The 19,143-nt window shown below is 72.4% G+C and carries 21 protein-coding genes; 4 read left to right on the top strand and 17 right to left on the bottom strand.

All coding sequences use genetic code 11. The annotated features are described in order from the left end of the window. Positions 1-5: 5 nt before the first annotated feature. The gene (locus tag DEJ21_RS10525; protein WP_111224548.1) at positions 6-1,346 is read left to right on the top strand and encodes a cation:dicarboxylate symporter family transporter; all 1,341 of its coding nucleotides are present in this window, start codon (positions 6-8) and stop codon (positions 1,344-1,346) included. A 26-nt stretch (positions 1,347-1,372) separates the two neighbouring features. Here DEJ21_RS10525 and DEJ21_RS10520 read toward each other — a convergent pair whose 3' ends face one another. Continuing rightward, positions 1,373-1,885, bottom strand: coding sequence for a hypothetical protein (locus DEJ21_RS10520; RefSeq protein ID WP_146247743.1), 513 nt, complete (start codon positions 1,883-1,885; stop codon positions 1,373-1,375). Positions 1,886-1,985: 100 nt separating this feature from the next. Here DEJ21_RS10520 and DEJ21_RS18245 point away from each other — a divergent pair, with 100 nt between their 5' ends. After that, complete coding sequence (locus DEJ21_RS18245) at positions 1,986-2,861, top strand: hypothetical protein (RefSeq protein WP_181435847.1); 876 nt, start codon at positions 1,986-1,988, stop codon at positions 2,859-2,861. Positions 2,862-2,892: 31 nt separating this feature from the next. Here DEJ21_RS18245 and DEJ21_RS10510 read toward each other — a convergent pair whose 3' ends face one another. The 4 genes from DEJ21_RS10510 to DEJ21_RS10495 all read right to left on the bottom strand — a co-directional run bounded on the left by DEJ21_RS10510 (position 2,893) and on the right by DEJ21_RS10495 (position 7,302). After that, positions 2,893-4,110 (bottom strand): glycosyltransferase, encoded by a 1,218-nt coding sequence (locus DEJ21_RS10510; RefSeq protein ID WP_258375003.1) that lies wholly within the window; start codon positions 4,108-4,110, stop codon positions 2,893-2,895. 122 nt (positions 4,111-4,232) lie between these two features. Next, positions 4,233-5,570, bottom strand: a complete 1,338-nt coding sequence (locus DEJ21_RS10505; protein ID WP_111224545.1) for an ABC transporter substrate-binding protein — start codon at positions 5,568-5,570, stop codon at positions 4,233-4,235. Between the two features lie 56 nt (positions 5,571-5,626). Next, positions 5,627-6,457, bottom strand: a complete 831-nt coding sequence (locus DEJ21_RS10500) for a carbohydrate ABC transporter permease (RefSeq protein WP_111224544.1) — start codon at positions 6,455-6,457, stop codon at positions 5,627-5,629. Next, entirely contained in the window at positions 6,457-7,302 is an 846-nt protein-coding gene (locus DEJ21_RS10495) for a carbohydrate ABC transporter permease (RefSeq protein WP_231495659.1), read from the bottom strand. Before DEJ21_RS10495 ends, DEJ21_RS10500 begins: the two co-directional genes overlap by 1 nt. Before the next feature lie 382 nt (positions 7,303-7,684). Between DEJ21_RS10495 and DEJ21_RS10490 the strand changes: the two genes are divergently transcribed. Then, positions 7,685-8,557: an inositol monophosphatase gene (locus DEJ21_RS10490; RefSeq protein WP_111224542.1), complete on the top strand. Its 873-nt coding sequence runs from the start codon at positions 7,685-7,687 to the stop codon at positions 8,555-8,557. A 47-nt stretch (positions 8,558-8,604) separates the two neighbouring features. Here the strand turns inward: DEJ21_RS10490 and DEJ21_RS10485 are convergent, their stop codons facing one another. From DEJ21_RS10485 to DEJ21_RS10460, 6 genes are all read right to left on the bottom strand, one after another. Then, complete coding sequence (locus tag DEJ21_RS10485) at positions 8,605-9,624, bottom strand: LacI family DNA-binding transcriptional regulator (protein ID WP_146247742.1); 1,020 nt, start codon at positions 9,622-9,624, stop codon at positions 8,605-8,607. A gap of 2 nt (positions 9,625-9,626) precedes the next feature. Continuing rightward, on the bottom strand, positions 9,627-10,277 hold the full coding sequence (locus DEJ21_RS10480) for a 2'-5' RNA ligase family protein (protein WP_111224541.1): 651 nt from the start codon (positions 10,275-10,277) through the stop codon (positions 9,627-9,629). 167 nt (positions 10,278-10,444) lie between these two features. Then, positions 10,445-11,464, bottom strand: coding sequence for a LacI family DNA-binding transcriptional regulator (locus DEJ21_RS10475; RefSeq protein WP_111224540.1), 1,020 nt, complete (start codon positions 11,462-11,464; stop codon positions 10,445-10,447). A 138-nt stretch (positions 11,465-11,602) separates the two neighbouring features. Next, positions 11,603-12,709, bottom strand: a complete 1,107-nt coding sequence (locus tag DEJ21_RS10470; protein WP_111224539.1) for a tyrosine-protein phosphatase — start codon at positions 12,707-12,709, stop codon at positions 11,603-11,605. 169 nt (positions 12,710-12,878) lie between these two features. After that, the gene (locus tag DEJ21_RS10465) at positions 12,879-13,712 is read right to left on the bottom strand and encodes a trypsin-like serine protease (protein ID WP_111224538.1); all 834 of its coding nucleotides are present in this window, start codon (positions 13,710-13,712) and stop codon (positions 12,879-12,881) included. Positions 13,713-13,715: 3 nt separating this feature from the next. Further along, entirely contained in the window at positions 13,716-14,213 is a 498-nt protein-coding gene (locus tag DEJ21_RS10460; protein ID WP_111224537.1) for a hypothetical protein, read from the bottom strand. A gap of 189 nt (positions 14,214-14,402) precedes the next feature. Here DEJ21_RS10460 and DEJ21_RS10455 point away from each other — a divergent pair, with 189 nt between their 5' ends. Then, complete coding sequence (locus tag DEJ21_RS10455) at positions 14,403-15,056, top strand: helix-turn-helix domain-containing protein (protein ID WP_111030210.1); 654 nt, start codon at positions 14,403-14,405, stop codon at positions 15,054-15,056. 45 nt (positions 15,057-15,101) lie between these two features. Here DEJ21_RS10455 and DEJ21_RS10450 read toward each other — a convergent pair whose 3' ends face one another. From DEJ21_RS10450 to DEJ21_RS10425, 6 genes are all read right to left on the bottom strand, one after another. Then, on the bottom strand, positions 15,102-15,629 hold the full coding sequence (locus tag DEJ21_RS10450) for a hypothetical protein (protein WP_111046918.1): 528 nt from the start codon (positions 15,627-15,629) through the stop codon (positions 15,102-15,104). Between the two features lie 129 nt (positions 15,630-15,758). After that, positions 15,759-16,259, bottom strand: coding sequence for a hypothetical protein (locus DEJ21_RS10445; RefSeq protein ID WP_111224536.1), 501 nt, complete (start codon positions 16,257-16,259; stop codon positions 15,759-15,761). Between the two features lie 48 nt (positions 16,260-16,307). After that, the gene (locus DEJ21_RS10440; protein ID WP_258375002.1) at positions 16,308-16,730 is read right to left on the bottom strand and encodes a hypothetical protein; all 423 of its coding nucleotides are present in this window, start codon (positions 16,728-16,730) and stop codon (positions 16,308-16,310) included. Positions 16,731-16,732: 2 nt separating this feature from the next. After that, entirely contained in the window at positions 16,733-17,305 is a 573-nt protein-coding gene (locus tag DEJ21_RS10435) for a TetR/AcrR family transcriptional regulator (RefSeq protein ID WP_111224534.1), read from the bottom strand. Continuing rightward, positions 17,298-18,146 carry an alpha/beta fold hydrolase gene (locus DEJ21_RS10430; RefSeq protein WP_111224533.1) on the bottom strand — a complete coding sequence of 283 codons (849 nt, stop codon included), beginning with the start codon at positions 18,144-18,146 and terminating at the stop codon, positions 17,298-17,300. Before DEJ21_RS10430 ends, DEJ21_RS10435 begins: the two co-directional genes overlap by 8 nt. Before the next feature lie 73 nt (positions 18,147-18,219). Continuing rightward, positions 18,220-19,062 (bottom strand): SDR family NAD(P)-dependent oxidoreductase, encoded by an 843-nt coding sequence (locus tag DEJ21_RS10425; RefSeq protein ID WP_111224532.1) that lies wholly within the window; start codon positions 19,060-19,062, stop codon positions 18,220-18,222. Positions 19,063-19,143 lie beyond the last annotated feature (81 nt).

Below are 19,143 nucleotides of genomic sequence, written 5' to 3'. Positions count from 1 at the left end.
GATGCATGGACGTCACCACCACGGATCGTGCTCCCGCTCGCTGGTACCACTCGCTGTTCGTGCAGATCGCGATCGGGGTGGCCCTCGGCATCGCCGTCGGGGTCTGCCTCCCCGCGGCCGCGCCGGTGCTCAACGTGGTGGGGCAGGGGTTCATCCGGCTGATCGAGATGGTCATCGCGCCGCTCGTGTTCATCGTCGTGGTGACGGGCATCGTGCACGTCGGTGACCTGCGCTCCGTGGGCCGGATCGCCGGCAAGGCGATGATCTACTTCCTGCTCGCGTCGTCGTGCGCGCTCGTGTTCGGGCTGCTGGTGGGCAATCTCGTGCGCCCCGGGGCCGGCCTGCGGATCGACCCGTCGTCGCTCGACGCCTCGGCCGTGGCGGCGAAGACCGCGGGCGGCACGGCTCCGGACGCGGGGACCTTCATCCTCGACCTCATCCCGTCGAGCGTCGTGAACGCGTTCGCGACCAACGACATCCTGCAGGTGCTCGTCTTCGCGGTGTTCGTCGGCGCGGCGATCGCCGCGATCGGCAGTGACCGTGCGCGGCCGCTCGTGCGGGGCCTCGACCTGTGCCTCGAGGTCGTCTACCGCATCCTGGGCTGGGTGATGCGCCTGTCGCCGCTCGGCGCGTTCGGGGCGATGGCGTACGTGGTCGGGCAGTACGGCATCGACACCCTGGGGTCGTACGGGCTGCTGATCGCGGCCTGCTACGGCGCGGCGGCGGTGTTCATCGTGGCGCTGCTCGTGGGCGGACGGCTGCTGTCCGGGGTGCCGATCTGGCGGTTCGTCTGGCACACCCGCGCGGAGTTCGGGCTGGCCCTGGGCACCGCGTCGACCGAGGCCGTGCTGCCGCGGATGATCACCCGGCTCACCGAGGTCGGCGTCTCCCGCAGTGTCGCCGGGCTCGTCGTGCCGACGGGGTACTCGTTCAACCTCGACGGGGCGGCGATCTACCTGTCGATCTCGCTGCTGTTCCTGACCCAGGCGTTCGGGGTGCCGCTGACGCTCGAGCAGCAGGTCGCCGCACTGGGGGTGCTGCTGCTGACGTCGAAGGGCATGGCCGGGGTGCCGGGCTCGTCGTTCCTGGCGCTGTCCGCGACGGCGACGAGCCTCGGGCTGTTCCCGGTCGCTGGCGTCGCGCTGCTGCTCGGTGCCGACCGGATCATGGACGCGATGCGGGTGAGCGTCAACCTGCTCGGCAACTGCGTCGCGACGCTCGTGGTGGCGCGGTGGCAGGGCGAGCTCGACCGTGAGCGGGTGGAGGCGGTGCTCCGGCCTGGTCGAGGGGTGCGGCCGTCGTCGGAGCCATCGCCCGCAGCGGCGGTGTCGGCGCCGGTTCGCTGAGGGGTCGGGGCGCGCTCGCGGCGCGGTCAGCGTTCGAGGACGGCGCGCTGCTGGTCGTACTGCTGGCGGGTCCGGTGTCCGCCCATCTTGCGGACGACGGCGCCCGAGGGGTCACGCGTGATCCGCCACCAGATCGCGGTGCAGAGCGCGTCGACCGGCAGAGCCGTGCCGAGTCCGACCAGGAGCTGCCTGCCGAGGTCCGTCCGCCACGGCAGACCCGAGACCTCGAGCGCGGTCACGACGAGCAGACAAACCACGATGGTGATCGGGCTGAGCCAGAGCTTCCGCACGGTGCGTTGACGTGCCACGTCGATCTCCGCCAGCTGCGCCAACGGCAGCGTCGAACCGACGTGCTCGCGCGGCTCGCCACCGACGATGACGGCGGCAGGGCCAGGGGCGGTCGCTGTGTCGTCCGCGTCCGTGGCGGGTCGCCACACCACGTCGTCCAGGTGCTCCAGGTCGTCGTCGATGCGGAACCAGCCGCCTTCGAAGCCGTCGGCAGCGGCGTCGGGATCGGCGCGAGGCGTGGTCGTGGTCACGTCGGTCATCTTGGCAGCAACAGGCGCCGCTGGGGCACCACCGCTTCGGGGGTGGGGCGGAGGCGTCGCCCGCGGACCCGGGGCGCGTTCTGCTGGCAGGATGGTCCCCGACACCACGGGGGCGGGGGCCGGCATGGGCACGGAACAGCAGGACTGGCGTGGCCAGGGGACGGGCCCGACGACGGGGCGAGGGAACGCGATCGCCATCGCACTCGTGCTGCCGGTGCTGCTCGTCGTGAGCTGGGCGGTCCAGATCGGGGCGTACTTGGCGCGCGACTTCGGGTCGATGGACGACCGGCTCGGTGCCGGGGGCGTGTTGGCACGGCTGGTGATCGGCGCCGTGCTCGCCGTGGGGATCCCAGTGGTCGTGCTCGTCGTGCAGGTCCGGGCTCGCCGGCGCGAACCGCGCCACTCACTGGTCGCCGTCGTTGCGGCGATCGTCGTGCTGGTCATCGCCGTACCGTGGAACGGTTTGGTCCTGACGTCGCAGGTGCGGAGCGTGGCCGCCGACGCTCGGCGGTGGGCGCAGCCGGCGACCGCCGCCGAGCGGCACTTCGCCGACGGTGACGCCCGGGCCACGCTCGAGCGGATCGGGGACCGCACGGTGCGGATCCTCGGCGGCGACCGGAAGTCCGCCTACCGCGATGGCGAGCGAGCCGGTGGTGCGTACAGCGAGGAGTGCCAGCTGTCGAACGCGCACCAGGGGGTCAGGTGGCGGTACTGGTACCACCCGGACAACTACTCGGACGCCGACGGCAAGGAACTCCTGCCCGAGGACCACACGTTGATCGAGGGTGCGAACCGCGACGTGGACCGCGTTCGCGCGTACTGGGAGTCCGAGGGCATCGACGCACGGTCGGAGGCGGACATGGTCCCCGACCAGATCTCGCCGACCGCAGACTGGCTCGAGAGCACCTCGTCGTACACGCGGCCCGGTCCGGACGTCGACTTGAGCACGATCTGCCTGGTGCGCTGACCTGAGTGACTTCGGGTCGCCTGGTCGCCGCTCAGCGTTCGTCAGCACGGGTCGGGGGCCAGCCGACCAAGCGTTCGACGGCCGCGAGGACGACGGCCGGGGGCTCGCCCGTCGCGATCTCGGTCCGGATCCGTCCGGCCGCGACGCGGAACGACGGCTCGGTCAGGAGTCGCGACGCGGTGGTGCGGATGTCCGCCGGGGTCGCCGTCGCGGCGTCGAGGACGAGCCCGGCGCCCAGGGCCTCGACGCAGCCGCCGTTCGGCAACTGGTCCGCACCGAGCGGCATGACCAGCAGGGGCACCCCGTGCGCGAGTGCCCCGGTCACCGATCCGGACCCGCCGTGGTTCACCACGAGGTCCACGAGCCCGAGCACCGAGTCCTGCGGGACGTACTGCTCGATCCGGATCGCTCCCGGCCCCGCCGGCACCGGGAAGGTCATTGGGTCGACCCAGGGTCCGGTCGTCACGAGGATCCGTGCCGGCAGGGCGGCGAGGGCGTTGATGAGCCGAGCGAACAGGTCGCCCGACTTCGTGTTGAACTCGGTGCCGAGCGTGACGTAGACGCGTGGTCCGTCGCCGGCGGCCAACCACGCCGCGGCGTCCGACGAGTGTGACGACCAGGTGTCCGGGCGCATCCGGATGACCGGGCCACGCAGCTCGTGCCCGGATCGCATCGACGCCGGGAACGGGATGACGGTGAGCGCGCCGCCGAGCATGTGCTGCTGCGGGTCGGGCCCGAGTCCCGCGCGTCGGCGGAGCGCCTCGAGCGGCTCTCGCACCGCGTCGCGCCAGGTCCCACCGGCCGAGGCGAAGGCCAGGACCACCACGCACGGCACCCCGGCTCGTTCGGCGGCGGTCATCGCGCCGAAGTCGAACTCCCCGCAGACCACGAGGTCGGCTGTCCACCGAGTGACCAGCCGTCCGACGTCGACGACGGCCCCGGCGGCCGCGTCCCCCAGGAACACCTGGGGGACGCGGGTGAGCACCGTGCTCGGGTCGATCGGGGTCAGGGTGCCGGTGCCCGGCCTGCTCGCCGGCAGTTCCACGTCCCGCGGCTGCCGGTGCGAGAACCCGGTCTGTTCGAGGACGGCCTCGCGCGCGCCGCTCAGTGCGGTCCGGTGTCCGGCAGCGCTGGCCGCGCGTGCGAGCGGCAGCATCGGCGCGAGGTGTCCCCGCCCCCGTGGGAACGAGAACACGATGCGCAGGGGTTTCGGAGCCCCGTAGCCGGGCCGGCCGTTCGCAGCAGACACCACAGGGCTCCGATCGTCGCACGGGCTGCCTGCCCGCTTCGTCAGACAACCGTATGGCGAACGACGGTCGTGCTCCATGAACCCTTGGTCAGCCTCGCGGGACGCTCACGCGCCGACCGTGCTCACTTGCCGGCGGCCTCGTTGTACGACTCGATCTGCTTGCCGGCCTGCTGTTCCGCGTCCCGCATCGTCGACTCGACGTCGGCACCCTCGACGATCCGGTTGAAGGCGCCGATGACGGTGGCTCGCACCGTCGGGAACGCGCCCGTGATGCAGCCGGCCGCGGCGACGCTCGTGGGGTCGTCGGCGAGCTGCTGGTACATCGTGGCGATGTTCGGGTCGGACAGGGAGCGCTTGCCCACGGTGGTGTCCTGGGCGTCGGTGTTCATCGCGACGTAGCCGGTCGCCTTCGCCCACTCGGCCTGCACGTCCGGCGTCTGGAGCCACTTGGCGAACGTGTACGACGCCTGCTGCTCGGCGGACGAGTGGCCCTTGCCGGAGATCCACAGCGCGTTGCCGCCGATGACCTGGCCGGCGTCGTCGGAGTCCGACGTGGTGGGGAACCGGGCGACGACGGACTTCGAGCCGTCCGGGTCGACCGTCGTGTAGGCACCGGACGAGGTCAGCAGCATCCCGACCTTGTTGCTCGAGAACGCCGAGTTCTGGACGGTCGAGTCGGTGCCGGGGTTCAGGGCAGCGCCGTCCTGGTAGAGCTTCTGCAGCGTGGTCATGAACTGCACCTGGGTGTCCGAGGTGAGCGAGACGCCGGTGACCGGCTTGCCCTTCCGCCCGTTGTCCGGCGTGCAGAAGGGCTGGCCGCCCGAGGCGCTGAGCTCCTCGAGCATCCACGAGTCGCCCATGTTCATGCTCATGCCGTAGCCACCGGTCGCGGCGTGGATCTTCTCGGCCCAGGTCGCGACCTGCGCCAGCGTCTTCGGCGGCTTCGTGGCGTCGAGGCCGGCCTTCGCGACGAGTGCCTTGTTCAGGTAGAGCACGGGCATCGAGACCGAGAACGGCATCGCCGCGAGTGCCTTGCCGTCGCTGTAGTACGTGGCGGCGGCCGGGGCGATCGTGTCGGTGCCCGACGTCGATCCACTGATCTTCGCGGGGGACACCGTCTGGCCGGAGTCGATCATGAAGCCGGTCGACACGTCGTTCATCATGAGCAGGTCCGGCGTCGAGCCGGACTGCACCGCCGCCGTGTACTTCGTCTGGACGGCCGCGTAGTCGCCCTGGAACGACGACTTCACGGTGATGTGCTGGTCGTTCTCCTTGTTGAAGCGGGCGACGAGCGCGTCGAGCTCGGTCGCGGGCGGCCCGGACATGGCGTGCCAGAAGTCGACGGTGACGGGGCCGGAGCTGTCCGATGCGGAGCTCGACGTGGAGCACCCGGTCAGGGCGAGGACCGCGACGGCCCCGGTGGCGAGTGCGGTGAGGGCGGTGGAACGACGTGCGGGCATGGTGCGTCCTTCGGGTGTGGGGCGGGCGGGGGTCGGGGAGGGGATCGAACGTGTCGTCACTTGAGCGCCCCGGCGGTGAGGCCGCCGGCGAGGAACCGCTGGGCGACGAGGACGAGGACCAGGACGGGGAGGGTCACCATGGCGGCGCCGGCGAGGACCACGCCGATGTCGGCGGCCTCGGCGTCGGACAGCTGGGCGATGCCGACCTGCACGGTGCGGTGTTCCGGCGAGTTGGTGACGAGGAGCGGCCAGAAGAACCCGTTCCAGGCGGCCGTCGCGCTCACCAGGGTGACCGAGACGAGCGTCGGGCGGGTGAGCGGCAGGAGCATGGACCGGATGAACCGGAAGTGTCCGGCGCCGTCGAGCACCGCGGCTTCGCGCAGCTCGTCCGGGAAGCTCAGGAACGCCTGGCGGAACAGGAAGATCGTCAGCGCCGAGGCCACGAACGGCAGGAAGACGACCAGGAGCGTGTCGATGAGGTGCCACGACGAGACGGTCAGGTAGTTCGCGATCAAGGTCGTCTCGCCGGGGATCATCATGCTGGCGAGCAGGACGAGGAACAGGGCACGGGTGCCCCGGAGCCGACAGAACACCAGGGCGTAGGCGGTGATGATGCCGATGACGACCTGCAGCACCGTCTGGGCGAGGGTGACGACGACGCTGTTCAGGAACTGCTGCCCGAGCGGGACGACCTGCGTGGCGCGGACGATGTTGTCGAGTGTCAGGTGGATCGGCACGAGACCGGCGAGGCCCTGGTCCAGGTACCGGGTCGGGGTGAGCGCGCCCTCGAACACGTAGTAGAGCGGGAAGCAGACGACGACGACCGCGATGACGAGCCAGGCGTAGACGAAGACGCTCCGGAGCCGGCGTGCGGTGACGGGGCGCATCAGTAGTTCACCCGCTTCTCGAGCACGCCGAACTGCACCAGCGACAGCCCGAGGACCAGCAGGAACAGCACGACCCCGAGCGCGGCGGCGAGGCCGAAGTTCGCGCTGCCGGACCCGAACGCCTGCTGGTAGATCGCGTAGACGAGGGTCTTCGACGAGTCGGCCGGACCGCCGCCCGTGAGGATCTGGATCTGCCCGAAGGTCGTGAGTGCCTCGACGGTTCCGGTCACGACGACGAAGAAGAGCGTCGGCGTGACCAGCGGCAACGAGATCGACCAGAGTGTCCGCACGGGCCCGGCGCCGTCCAGGTGCGCCGCCTCGATGACGTCCTGGTCGATGGCGCCGAACGCTCCGAGCAGGAGCAGCACGGTGAACCCGAGCGACCCCCAGATCGTCACGACGATGACGCTCGCCAGGGCCCACTGCGTGCTCGTCAGGAACGGCACGGGCGCGCCGCCGAACTGGGTGATCACCGTGTTCAGCAGCCCGTTGCCGGGTGCGAGCATCGCCGCGAACGCGACGGACCCCGCTGACACGGACACGACCATGGGTGCCGTCAGGAGTGCGCGGAAGACCGGCAGGCCGCGGAGCTTCACGGTCAGGGGGATCACGACGAGCAGACCGAACACGATGCGGCCGACGACCACGCCGACGCAGAAGACCGCGGTGGTCAGCATCGTCCGTCCGAACGCGGGGTCGGTGAACGTGCGGACGTAGTTCTGCAGCCCCACCGAGCCCGCCGGCTGGCCGAAGATGTCGGTGCCCTGGGTGCTGAGGACCAGGACGCGGCCGAGCGGGTAGAAGACGAAGACCGCGAACGCGAGCAGCGCCGGTGCGAGGAGCACCAGACCGAGCCGTCGGTCCGAGCGCAACGAGGACCGCGTCGTCCGGGTCGCCCGGGGTGGACGCCGCGCTTGCGGCGACCGCGGCGACCCTGCGGTACGCGGGGGACCGGCGACCAGGCCGGACCTGACGGGGACCGTCATGGGGCGGACTCCTCCGAGTAGGGAACGTTCCCTAACCGGGAACGACTCCACTGTGCGGCGGGGGTCGGAGACCGGTCAAGGCACGTCGGCCACCCGCCGTCACCCGTTCACGCCGCGTTCAACCCCTCCGCCGAACGGGCGCCGTCGTTCACCGCCGCACGCCGCGCGTTCACCTCGGGTTCGGTCCGTCGACCGGCGTGGTTCGCCGTCCAGGGGCCTCGACGTCGTAGAACCGGGGACCATGCGAACCGTTCCTGCTCCCCAGACACTCCGGGCGATCGCCGAGGAGGCCGCGCGCACCGTCGCTCCCGACCTGCTCGCCGTGTTCCGCGCCCCGATGACGATCAGCACGAAGCGCGATGCGCACGACGTGGTCACCCTGCACGACCGCGCGGCGGAAGAGGCGATCACGGCGGTGCTCACCGCCGCCGTGCCGGGTTCCGTCGTGCTCGGCGAAGAAGGCGGCACCACCGGCGGCACCGACACCACCGGCACCGCCGGGGGCGTCGGCAGCACCGCGGACCCCGTGGTGCGGTGGATCGTCGACCCGATCGACGGCACCGCGAACTTCGCCCGTGGACTCGCGTACTGGTGCATCTCGATCGCGGCCGAGGTCGACGGCGAGGTCGTCGCGGGTGTGGCGTTCGACCCGGTCGCCGACCACGTGTTCGCGGCGGACGACGACGGCGCCTGGCTCGACGGCGCCCCGATGCACTCGTCGTCGGGGCCGGACGACGCCGCGACGGTCCTGACGAGCTTCCCGGTGCAGCAGGACCTCGACCTGCTCGGCGAGGCCGCGGCGTTCGACCTGCTCCGGGACCTGACGCTCCGGTACCGCCACCACCACAGCCTCGGCAGCGGCGCCCTCAACCTGGTGCACGTCGCCGCCGGGTGGTCGGACGTGACGATGGGCTTCGCCACGCACCCGTGGGACGTCGCCGCCGGGGCACTGGTGCTCGAGCGCGCCGGCGGATGGTTCCGGGGCTTCCGTCAGGGCGAAGCCGTCGACCGCGCCCACCTGGCCGACGACTACGTCGCCGCCGGCGCCGGGGGATCGCACGCCGAACTGGTGCGCCGGGTGCAGGAGCTGTCGGCCACGACCGCCACCGACTGAGCCGCCGACCGGGCCGCCGACCGGTTCGACGCGGGCGTCGCGAGCGGTCAGCCGAGCGCGTGCCCGGCGACCGCCCTCGCGGTGGACCCGCGCGGCAGCAGGCGTGTCGGGAGCACCTCGTGCCGGTCGCCGCGACGGCCCCGGAGCCGCTCGACCACGAGCTCGACCGCCCGCGCGCCCATCCGGACGCGCGGCTGGTCGACGCTCGTCAGGTCGAGCCGATCGCCGAGGCCGGTGCCGTCGAACCCGGTCACCGCCGCCATCCGGGGGAGCGCGAGGCCCGCGCCGTCGGCGATCGCCACGAGCCGCGCCGCGGTCGCGTCGTTCGTCGCGACGAACGCCGTGACCCCGTCGCCGAGGTGTCGCGCGATCCGCTCCGGGTCGGCCGCCAGGGCCTCGACGTCGTCGACGCGGTGGTCGCCCGGCGCACCGAGCTGCGCGGTGACCGCGGCGTGCGCGACGGCACGACGGGTCGTCGAGGGGTGGTCGGACTCCGCCACGAAGCACGTGCGTCGATGCCCGAGTGCGGCGAGGTGGAGCACCAGCGCGCGCATGCCCGCCTCCTCGTCGGCGCGCACCGTGTCGAGTCCGAGACCGGCGAGCGCCGACCCGCTCGACCCGAGGACCGCGACCGGCAGGTCGCGCGCGACCGCAGCGAGCCGTGCCGGGGCGAGCCGACTGCTCAGGACCGCGACCCCGAGGACACCGTCGGCCGATCCGTGGGAGGCGTGCAGGGCCTCCAGGCCGTCGGCCAACCGGGCAGGGTCACGGAACCCGTCCACGACCCGGAGCGCGAACCCCAGGGTCTGCGCGGTCGCGCGTGCGCTCCGGAGCGCTTCGTCGTGGAACGGGTTCGCAGCTTCGGTGACGACCACCCCGAGTACGAGCGGCGCGCCCTGCGCGCGTCGCCTGGCGAGCGAACCGACCGGGAGGCCCAGCTCGTCCGCCGTCCGCACCGCGAGTTCCCGACGTGGCCGGGACACTCCGTCGTCGCCCCGCAGGGCGAGTGACACGAGCGATCGCGAGATGGCGCACCGCTCGGCGACGTCGCGGAGGGTCGCGGCCACGGTCAGGCGAGCTTCCAGGTGTGGACGTGTTCCCACGTCATCGTCTGCCACCAGCGACCGGACCAGTCCGGGCTCGCGGTGCGGTAGAGCACGACGGTGTCGCCGCGGAACCCGGTCGGCACGTCGACGTCGAGCTCGCGGATGTACGCGCCGACCTCGTCGTGCAGGTCCGGTCGGCCGTACAGGTCGTGCGAGGCGAGGGAGAGGTGCGCGCGGTACTGCTCCGGGTCGTAGTCGTTCGCCAGCGGGACCTGCATCGGCTGCCGGAACGGTGCGACCACGGCCTCGATGTCGGCTGCGAGCCGGACGAAGTCGTCGTTGTGCGAGCCGTCCGGTCGGGTCGCGACGTCGTAGACGAACCCGATGCCCTGTTCACGGACGCCGGCGTTGTGGACGTCGAAGGCCGGTCGGCTGTCGAGCAGCGCCGTGACGGCCGCGACGACCTGGTCCTCGTGGCTGCCGAACGGCTGGCTGCCGACGAGTGTGGCGTGCGGCGGGAAGGCACCGGCCGACAGCAGGCCGTACTGCGCGCGGAGCTGGTCGGTGACGACCGTGACGGCCCGGCAGGTGCGGGCGTCCGGGCGCAGGTAGATGCCGTGGCGGTACGGGTCGCTCGGGTCGCGCGGCAGCTTGGCGGTGACGTTCTGGGGCATGGGTCCGTCCGTGGTTGGTCACTGGGGAACGTTCCCGATCGTCGGGAACGTTCCCCATGATCGACCGGACGGGCCCGGATCTCACCCGTCGGTCCGTGACGGGACGGTGAACGATGAGTGCCGGCGGCGTGGGGCGGGCGTTCTCGTCCGTCCGTGCCGCTCGGCGCTCAGACCCGGGCGGCGGTCCGACCCGGTACCAGGGTGCCGTCGACCGCGTTGTGGGTGACGCCCGTCGAGCGGCCGTCGATCTGGTCGACCACGTCGTCGACGGACAGACGACCGATCAGGCCGAGCGGCTGTCGCCACGAGGTGATGCCGAGCAGCTCGGTGGCGAGCGGGGCGACCCCGTCGTAGCCCGTGACCGACAGGTCCTCCGGCGCACGGAGGCCGCGGCGGCGCATCGACTCGAGCACTCCGACGGCCCAGCGGTCGCTCGGTGCCATGATCGCCGTCACACCGCCTGCCCGCAGGACCTGCTCGACGAACGAGTCGAGGTCCTCGGGGTCTGCGCCGTGGTCCTCGGAGCGGATCCGGAGCACCTCGGCGCCGCGCGCACGGAGTCGACGCACCATCGCGTCGGTGCGCGCCGACTGTGTCAGCGACCCGGACGGTGTGACCGTCAGCACCGCGACGCGACGGTGTCCGAGGTCGGCGACGTGGTCGGCGAGGCCGCGTCCGCCACCGCGCTCGTCGCAGTACGCGCTGCTCACCGCATCGTTCGTCTCGGGGCGCCCGGAGACCACGGTCGGGATGCGTCGGGCGAACGGCAGCACGTCGGCGATCGGCAGGGCCCCGCTGCAGACGATGAGCCCCTCGACGCGCAGCGAGACCAAGGTCTCGAGCGCCCGGCGTTCCTCGCTGACTGGGAACGACCCCGCACCGGTGGCAGTGACGACGCGGTACCCGCGCGCCGCCGCCTGCAGCTGGAACGCGGTCAGCAGGTGCCCGTAGAACGGGGTGGAGGCATCGCGGACGAACACCCCGAGCGTGTGCGTGCGGTGTGCCGACATGCCACGGGCGTTCGCGTTCGCGACGTAGCCGAGGTCGAGCGCCGCCCGCTTGACCCGCTCGGTCGTCGACGGAGCCACGCCGTACGCGCCGGCGAGGGCGCGGGAGACGACCGACTTCGACACACCGGCCAGGGCGGCGACGTCGTGGATGGTCGGGACGGTGGGGTGTCCGGTCACCGCGGGCGCCGTTGTCTGGAGGACTGCACGAGTGTCACGGTAGCCGGAGGGACGCCCGGACCGGGCGACGGTGGTGGTGAACAGTTGGTCACGCCGACCGCCCGGCGCGGCGCGCGGGCGGTCGGTGTGGGTGCCGGGTCAGCGCTTCGTCGCCGGGCGACGGACCGTCAGGCGGTACTCCTCCTTCGTGGTGCCGTCCTGGGCGGTGACCGTGATGCGTGCCGTCCGGCCGGACACGTGCACTGTGGCGACCGCGTTCGGGTTCGTGGTGTGCACGTGGACGTCGGCGACGCGCAGCGTCCGGACCGGGGCGGTCACGGTCGCACCGTGCGACGAGGCAGCGGCGGGCAGGTGGACACGCACGCCGGCGACCGCGATCGAGGACACGGTGGCGTCGTTCGACACGAGGAAACGCTCGCGCAGGGCGGCGGCCTCGTGCTTGGTCACGCCGATCGTGTCGGTCAGGTACGAGCCCATGCCGCCGTACTCGGTCGCGATGTCCTGCTCGAAGGTGCCCTGCAGCAGCTGCGGTGTCGCCCAGGTCACGCCGAGCTGCGTGTTCGAGAGCAGGTAGTCGTGCAGGATGTCCGCGCTGTCCACGCCGAGCACCCGGTCGAGCAGGTCCACCACGGTGCCGGTGCGGTCCATGCCGTGGGAGCAGTGGATCAGGACCGTGCCGCTGGTGTGCGTGGCGAGGATCCGCAGCACGCGGCGGTACGCGGTGATCATCGACCCGGGTGTCGCCTGGTCGACCCGGCCCTTGTCGACCAGGTCGTGGTACATCGCCGTGTCGTCGCTGTAGTCGCCGTCGGCGCCGAACATCGAGATGTCGACGTGACGCGCACCGGGGATCGCGACGTCCGGCTTCGCGGCGATCTGGGACGGGGTGCGCAGGTCGACGACGAGGTCGACGTGGTACTCGTCGGCCAGGGTCGTGGCCCCGGCGGCGGTGACCTTGTCGAGTGACTCGGAGCGGATCAGGCGCGGGGCGTTCACGGTCTGCCCGGACCGTCCGTGGACCGCGGCGAGCTCACGGCCGTTGACCAGCCCGGGGACGTCGGTGATCGCGTGGTCGGCGGCGGAGAACGCCGGCTGCAGGGTGTCGTCGGCGTGGGCGGCGGTGACGGAGAACGCGGCGGACGCGACGACGGCCAGGCCGGCGAGGGCGGTCGCGGCGACGCGGGTGGTGCGCGGGGAATGGGTGCGCGGGGAGCGGGTGCGCGGGGAATGGCGGAGCGGGGACACGGGGCAACCTCGATCTGATCAGGACCCGGGGGTCGTGGGGAGCCGGACGTGGTGGCGTCCGGCTCCCCGCAGGATCGCGGCGCGGGTCGTCGGCGGTGTGGCGTCGAGGTTGCCGGGGCGTGTCCGGGTCATGAGGCAGCGCTCAGTCGCCCACCCGGCGGCCAGCGCCTCAGGACGCCGGGGCCAGCCGGTACCGGAACAGCTCGGTGAGGACCTGCCGGGCGGGCGTGTAGAGCAGCACCGTCGAACCCGTCGTGCTCGTCGTGCCCGTTGCAGCCCTCGTCGAACTGCCCGAGACGATCCCGTACAACCGGTTCGCGGCGCTCATCACCGGTCCGCCGGCGTCGCCCGGCTCGATGCCGGCTCCGGCGCCGCCGCGCGCGGCGGCGAGGTGCTGCACGCCGGGACGGCTCCCTGCCTGCACGCGTGTGGCCGTCCAGGAGCAGTGCAGCCCGCTCGCCGCCCCGCTGGTGCAGAAGGGATCGGCATCTGGCTTGCCGATGCCGGTGACGGCGGCGCGTGCCAGGCCCCCGTCCACCCGGTTGAACACACGGCCCGATGCCCGGGGCGTCCACGTTGCGACGGACGGGTCGCACGAGCCGGTCGCCGCCCGGGCCCGGGTGCACGCCAGAGGCGGGACGACGGCGAGTTCGAGGTCCGACTCCGCGGACTGCCAGACCACGTTGCCGACGGTCGCGCCGTCGAGCTGCACGGGAGCCTGCAGCGGCGCGCAGTGCTTCGCGAGCACGACCCACCGGGTCGCTCGCTGGTACTGCTTGAGCTGGCTCCGGAACCCCTTGGCGGACAGCACGGCACCGACCGTGCAGGTGCCGCCGGGGACCCCGACCTCGGTGCCGGCGATGATCGGCGCTGCGACCCGGTCGGGGTCGCTCGGGGTGGCCGATGCTGACGGAGCCCAGGTGAGGGTGGCCCCGACGACGGCCGCCAGGGACACGGCGACGGCCAGGGTGCGGACGAGCGCCGGTTGCGCGTGGTGGGTCACGGGTCAGCCGAGCGTGCGGGTGCCGTTGACGCGTCCGATCACCGACAGGGTGTCAGGGTCGCCGAGACGGGCGTGCCAGTTCAGCGTCGTGGTGCCGCGCGGCAGGTCCGGGAACGCTGCGGTGAACCGGTAGTGGCCGCTGGCGCTGACGACGTCGTCCCCCGAGGTGACCTCGGCGATGTGCTTGTTGAACAGGCCGCGCGGCTTGCCCGGTGCGTCGTAGTAGACGATGACCAGGGCGCCGGGCTTCCCGGTTCCGGCGAAGGCGATGCCGGTGAAGCTCTTCCGGTCGGGGCCGCCGTGGGTCTTCGCGGTGAACGCCACGGGCGCAGCCCGGGGCGAGGTGTGTGTGGCGTGCGCCGTGTGGGAGATCGTGGCGGCTCCGGCCTGCGCGGGGACCAGGACGCCGGCGGCGAGCGCACCGCCGAGGGTGACGCAGGTCGCGATCACGGTCAGTCGGCGGACCGACGGGGAGCGGTGGCTGGACGGGGTCGAACGCATGGGGACTCCTCTGGTTCGTGGGGGTGCGGGCCGGGGTGGCCCGGTGTGCGTGAACGCTAACAACGCGCTAGACGATCGTCTAGCCAAATCCTGAAGCTGAGGGGATCAGAGGCATTGCGCCCGGTGCGACCGCTGCCGACTCCTGGTCAGACGTTCGTATGATGAACCAAGACCCGACCGAGGAGTGCGATGAACCAGCGGCAGCAGGCGAAGACCCGGACCCGCGAGCAGATCATCGAGGCTGCGGCGGCGGTGTTCGCGAGCCACGGCTACGCGGGGACCTCGTTCGCGCGGGTCGCCGCCGCGATGGACCGCCCGAAGTCGGCGATCGGCTACCACGTGTTCTCGTCCAAGCACGAGCTCGCCTTCGCGGTCATCGAGCGGCAGCAGGCGCGCTGGGCGGCGATCGACTCGCTGATCCGGCAGCCCGAGGGGCTCGAACACCTGCTCGTCATGCTGACGTCCGCCTGTTCCGACGCCATACGGTGCCCGGTGGCTGCCGGGGCGATCCGCCTGAGTCACGAACTCCGCGGTGCGGGGGAGGTGATTCCACGGGTCTTCACGTGGGACGACTACGTCCGTCGGCACCTGTCGGCTTCGAGCGGTGGCACCGGACCGGCCACCGACCCCGAGTGGGCACGTGCGGCGGACCTCGTGCTCACGTCGACCTTCGGGGTGATGTGGGCCCGGACGAGTGCTCGTCTGACGCGGGACACCGAAGGGCAGCTCCGTGACCTGTGGGCGGCGCTCTTCACCGGGCTCGGACTGCCGGGCGTGCACGCGTTGCTCGAGCAGGTGGAGCCCGTGCGCGTGGGCGGGCACCCGGCCGAGCCCGAGGACTGACCCCGGCGGGCGTGGCATCCCTGCCGCCCCGCCGGGGTGCCCGGCCTACTTCTTCTGCTCGGAGCCGTCCGGGTTCACGACGTACCAGACGCCCTTGTCGCCCTGACCCGTCACGTCACCCGCCTTCTTGTCCCCGATGAAGGTGTAGATCGGTCGGCCGTCGATCGTGATCTGCCGTCCACCGTCCACGCCCGTGATGGTGCCGACCTTGCCGGTGATGCCGGACACCTTCGGTGTCGTGGTCGTCGCCTCGATCGCGGGCCACGCGGTCGCGCAGCCACCGGTGCAGGTGCTCTTCCCGGAGTCCTTGACGTCGGCGTCGAAGTAGTAGGCGGTCATGCCCTTGCCGTCGACGACGACCTTGCCGAGTGTCGTCGCGGCGACGGTCACGTCGACCGACGGTGACGAGTCGGTCGTCGCGGGCGCGTCGCCCTGCGCAGCGGGGGACGGTGATGGCGAGGGTGCTGCGGATCCGGCGGTGGAGCAGCCGGCGAGGCCGAGGGTCAGGAGCAGCGCGGCCCCGAGTGCGATGGACGCGGGTCGGGATGACGGGGTGCGGTGGGGTGTCGACACGGGGGCTCCTCGAGGTCAGGTCTCGCCGCTGACTGCTGGCCAGACGTTCGTCTAGCGAACGTAACCGCAGGACGCGACGGGAGCCAGCACCCTGCGCGCCCTCTCATCGTGCCGGCCGTGGATCGGTGGTCAGCGCTCGGTGTGCTCGACGAGGTGAACGCCCTCGACGCGGCCGAGGACGGCCAGCGACGCGGGGTCGATCAGCCGGGCGCTCCAGGAGGCCCGGTCGGCTCCACGGGGCAGCTCGGGCAGCGCCGCCGTGAAGGCGAACCGGCCGGTCGGGCCGACGGCGCTGCTGCCCGGCTCGATCTCCGCGACGCGCTCGTTCCCGGAGCTGCCGTAGTGGACGACGACGACGGCACCGGGGGTGCCCAGTCCGGCGAACCGCACCCTGACGACTCCGCTGGTGCCGACCGTCCGTGGTGGGCGGATCGCGAACCGGTGTGCGCCACTCGTCACGGGCGGTGCCCCGAGTGCGGCGCCGAGTGCGCCGGATGCGCCGAGGCCGATCGTCTCGGTACCCGGCGTGGTCGGTGACGGCGCGGGCAGGGCGAGGGCGACGGCGAGCGCAGCGATCCCCACGGCGAGGACGATCGGAGACGCCCGGACCCGATCGGTGCTCCGCGGCATGGTCGGCCCCTTCGTGGACGGTGTGCGGCAGACGCCGCCACCCACACGCTACCGGTTCGCCAGACGATCGTCTGTGCGCTCGCGCTCGCGCTCGCGCCGTACCAGCGCGCGCCACCGCGGCTGTTCCGAGACGACGACGGTGACGCACAGGGCGGTGACGGCGATCGCGACCGTTTTCGGCCACAGGACCCACGCCGCCGCGACCGCCCCCACGAGGTGCGCGAGGACCGACGCGATGGTGACCGCTCCCGGTGCCGCGACCGGCGGGTCACCGCCGGGGCGGTCACCAGGGGTCCCGAACACCGCCGGCGGCACGACGAGGACCAGGACGGCGGTGATCGCGAGCACCGGCGAGTGGGGCCAGACCGCCCAGGGCACGGCCACCCACGCGACGAGCTCCGCCAGGAACCGCAGGCCGCCACGGAGCGGGTCGTGACCGACGGGCCTCGACGGGCGCGCGGCCGTGGACACGGTCACCGTGTCGTCGCGGCACGGAAGCCGCGATCCAGGAAGTCGACCATCCACGCGGCACTCGCATCGACGTCCGTGTCCATCTGGAACCCGCCGGACGCCTCGATCGTGGCGAACCCGTGCAAGACGCTGCGGAGCACCCGGAGCGCGTGGACCTCGTCGGTCGGGTCGAGCGGGTAGTCGCGGAGCGCCGCGGCGAAGGACGCCAGGGTGCGGCCGAGTGCGACCGCCAGGGGGTCATCGGCACCGGTCGGCCGGACGCCGACGGCTGCCTGGTACCGCGCCGGGTGCTCCTGGACGCTCCGGCGCACGGTCTGCACCGCCGCCTCGAGTGCACTCCGACCGCTGCGGCCCTGCATGGCGTCGCGGAGTGCGTCACCGAGCTCGTTCGCACCGAGGATCGCGATCCTGCGGGTGAGGTCGCCGAGTCCGTCGACGTGCTTGTACAGCGACGGTGCCTTCACCCCGAGGCGGTCGGCGACGACGCTCATGCTCAGCTGGGCGAGGCCGATCTCGTCGGCCAGCGTCGCCGCGGCCTCGGTGACGGTCGCCGGGTCGAGCCCCGCCCTAGGCAACGGGACCTGCGACGGGCAGCGTGCGGGCGAGGAACGGCAGCAGCAGGGCGAGGAGTGCTGCCGGCGTCTCGGTGTGGGGGTAATGGCCGGCGCCGTCGATCACGGCGAGTTCGCCGAGGCCGTCCGGCAGGTCGGCGAGGATCCGCTCGCCCTCGGCGCGGGGCACGGCCCAGTCCGGATCGGCGCTGCCCTCGACGACCAGCACGGGGCACCGGACGGCACCCAGCTGCTCGCCGGCGTCGGCGGGCGACGTGCGGGTCATGGCGCGGAGGACCGCCATCCGCTCCGGTCGCCGCAGGGTCGTCTCGATCCGGCTGCGCTCCGTCGCCCAGTCGGCGGGCTTGGCGGGGACCGCGATGTCGAGGTACGCGAGCCAGCCCGGCAGGCTGCCGCTCGTCATGACCCGCGCGAGCTGGACGGTGCCGGCGCGGTGTCGACGGTTGCGCAGGAGTCCGCCCATGTCGACGGACTGCTTGCGCGTGAACGGCGCCAGCTCGACGATGCCCGCGACCAGGTCCGGTGCGGTGGCTGCGGCGATCGTCGCCGCGCCCCCGCTGATGGACTGCCCGACGACCACGGCCGGGCCACCGAGGTGGCGGGCCACGGCGACGAGGTCACGTGCGATGTCGGTGCGCTGGTAGCCGTCCCACCCGGTGCTCGAGTCGCCGCAGCCGCGGAGGTCGACGTTCGCCACCCGGTAGCCGGCCGCGACGAGCTCCGGTACGACGAAACGGTAGGCGTGCCGGCTGTCGCCCATGCCGTGGGCGAGGACCACGAGCGGCCCTGTTCCGGAGAGGTCGTAGGCGATCGTGCCGCCCTCGGTGTCCAGGTGTTCGAGCATGACGTGGCTCCTTCGGCTACGGGTAGTAACTCAGAGGCTAATGCCCGTAGCCGACGGTGGCAAGGGGTAGTCGTCACACATCCAGGTCGAGCGTCGTCGACAGCTCGGGGAACGCCTGCGCCTGCTCGACGAGCTGTTGTCCCTTCTGCACGATCCCCGCCACGCTGTCCGCGCCGGCGGCGAACCGCAGCGGCGGCTCGGGCATCGCGATCAGCGTCAGCAGCACCTGCGCGAGCTTCGCGGGGTCGCCGGACTGGTTGCCCCGCATGCCGCGGAAGAACTCCTTCGACCCGGCCGAGAGCGGGGCGTAGTCGTCGATCGCGACGTCGCCCCAGAAGGTCGAGTCGCCCTCGGCCAGCAGGTCGGTGCGGAAGAAGCCGGGCTCGACCACGGTGGTGTGGATGCCGAAGGGCGCCACCTCGTCGTGCAGGGCCTCCATCCAGCCCTCGAGCGCGAACTTCGACGCCGAGTAGGCGCTCCCACCGGCGCCGGCGACGATGCCCGCGGTGGAGCTGATGCTGATGACGTGCCCGGAGCGCTGCCGTCGCATGACCGGGAGCACGGCACGCGTCACCGCGAGCGCCCCGAAGAAGTTCGTCTCCATCTGCGCGCGGAACTGCTCGGCCGAGATCTCCTCGAAGTACCCGGCCTGGAAGCTCCCGGCGTTGTTCACCAGGACGTCGACGCCGCCGAAGCGGTGGGTCGCGGCGTCGACTGCGGCTCGGACCGACTCCGGGTCGGTCACGTCGAGCGCGACGGCGAGCAGGCGCTCGTGGTCGCCGAGGACGGCGCGGACCCGCTCGGGGTCGCGTCCGGTCGCCACGACCCGGTGCCCGGCGTCGAGGGCGGTCCGGGCGAAGTCGGTGCCCATCCCGCGGCTCGTGCCGGTGATGAGGAAGGTGCTGGTTCCGGTCATGGGGTGTGGTTCCTGTTCGGTGGAAGGGACGCGAGGCGAGGCAGGGACGCGAGGCGAGGCAGGGACGCGGGGAAGGGGGCG

The sequence above is a fragment of the Curtobacterium sp. MCSS17_006 genome (genome assembly GCF_003234215.1).
Classification (GTDB): Bacteria; Actinomycetota; Actinomycetes; order Actinomycetales; family Microbacteriaceae; genus Curtobacterium; species Curtobacterium flaccumfaciens.
Note: the sequence above shows the minus strand (reverse complement) of the source record. Positions and strands in the feature narration are given on the sequence as shown.

Excerpts from the sequence above, each read along its gene's own strand:
- DEJ21_RS10525 (WP_111224548.1), top strand. The coding sequence starts at position 6 with ATGGACGTCACCACCACGGATCGTGCTCCCGCTCGCTGGTACCACTCG.
- DEJ21_RS18245 (WP_181435847.1), top strand. The coding sequence starts at position 1,986 with ATGGTCCCCGACACCACGGGGGCGGGGGCCGGCATGGGCACGGAACAG.
- DEJ21_RS10505 (WP_111224545.1), bottom strand. The coding sequence starts at position 5,570 with ATGCCCGCACGTCGTTCCACCGCCCTCACCGCACTCGCCACCGGGGCC.
- DEJ21_RS10500 (WP_111224544.1), bottom strand. The coding sequence starts at position 6,457 with ATGCGCCCCGTCACCGCACGCCGGCTCCGGAGCGTCTTCGTCTACGCC.
- DEJ21_RS10490 (WP_111224542.1), top strand. The coding sequence starts at position 7,685 with ATGCGAACCGTTCCTGCTCCCCAGACACTCCGGGCGATCGCCGAGGAG.
- DEJ21_RS10480 (WP_111224541.1), bottom strand. The coding sequence starts at position 10,277 with ATGCCCCAGAACGTCACCGCCAAGCTGCCGCGCGACCCGAGCGACCCG.
- DEJ21_RS10460 (WP_111224537.1), bottom strand. The coding sequence starts at position 14,213 with ATGCGTTCGACCCCGTCCAGCCACCGCTCCCCGTCGGTCCGCCGACTG.
- DEJ21_RS10455 (WP_111030210.1), top strand. The coding sequence starts at position 14,403 with ATGAACCAGCGGCAGCAGGCGAAGACCCGGACCCGCGAGCAGATCATC.
- DEJ21_RS10445 (WP_111224536.1), bottom strand. The coding sequence starts at position 16,259 with ATGCCGCGGAGCACCGATCGGGTCCGGGCGTCTCCGATCGTCCTCGCC.
- DEJ21_RS10430 (WP_111224533.1), bottom strand. The coding sequence starts at position 18,146 with ATGCTCGAACACCTGGACACCGAGGGCGGCACGATCGCCTACGACCTC.
- DEJ21_RS10425 (WP_111224532.1), bottom strand. The coding sequence starts at position 19,062 with ATGACCGGAACCAGCACCTTCCTCATCACCGGCACGAGCCGCGGGATG.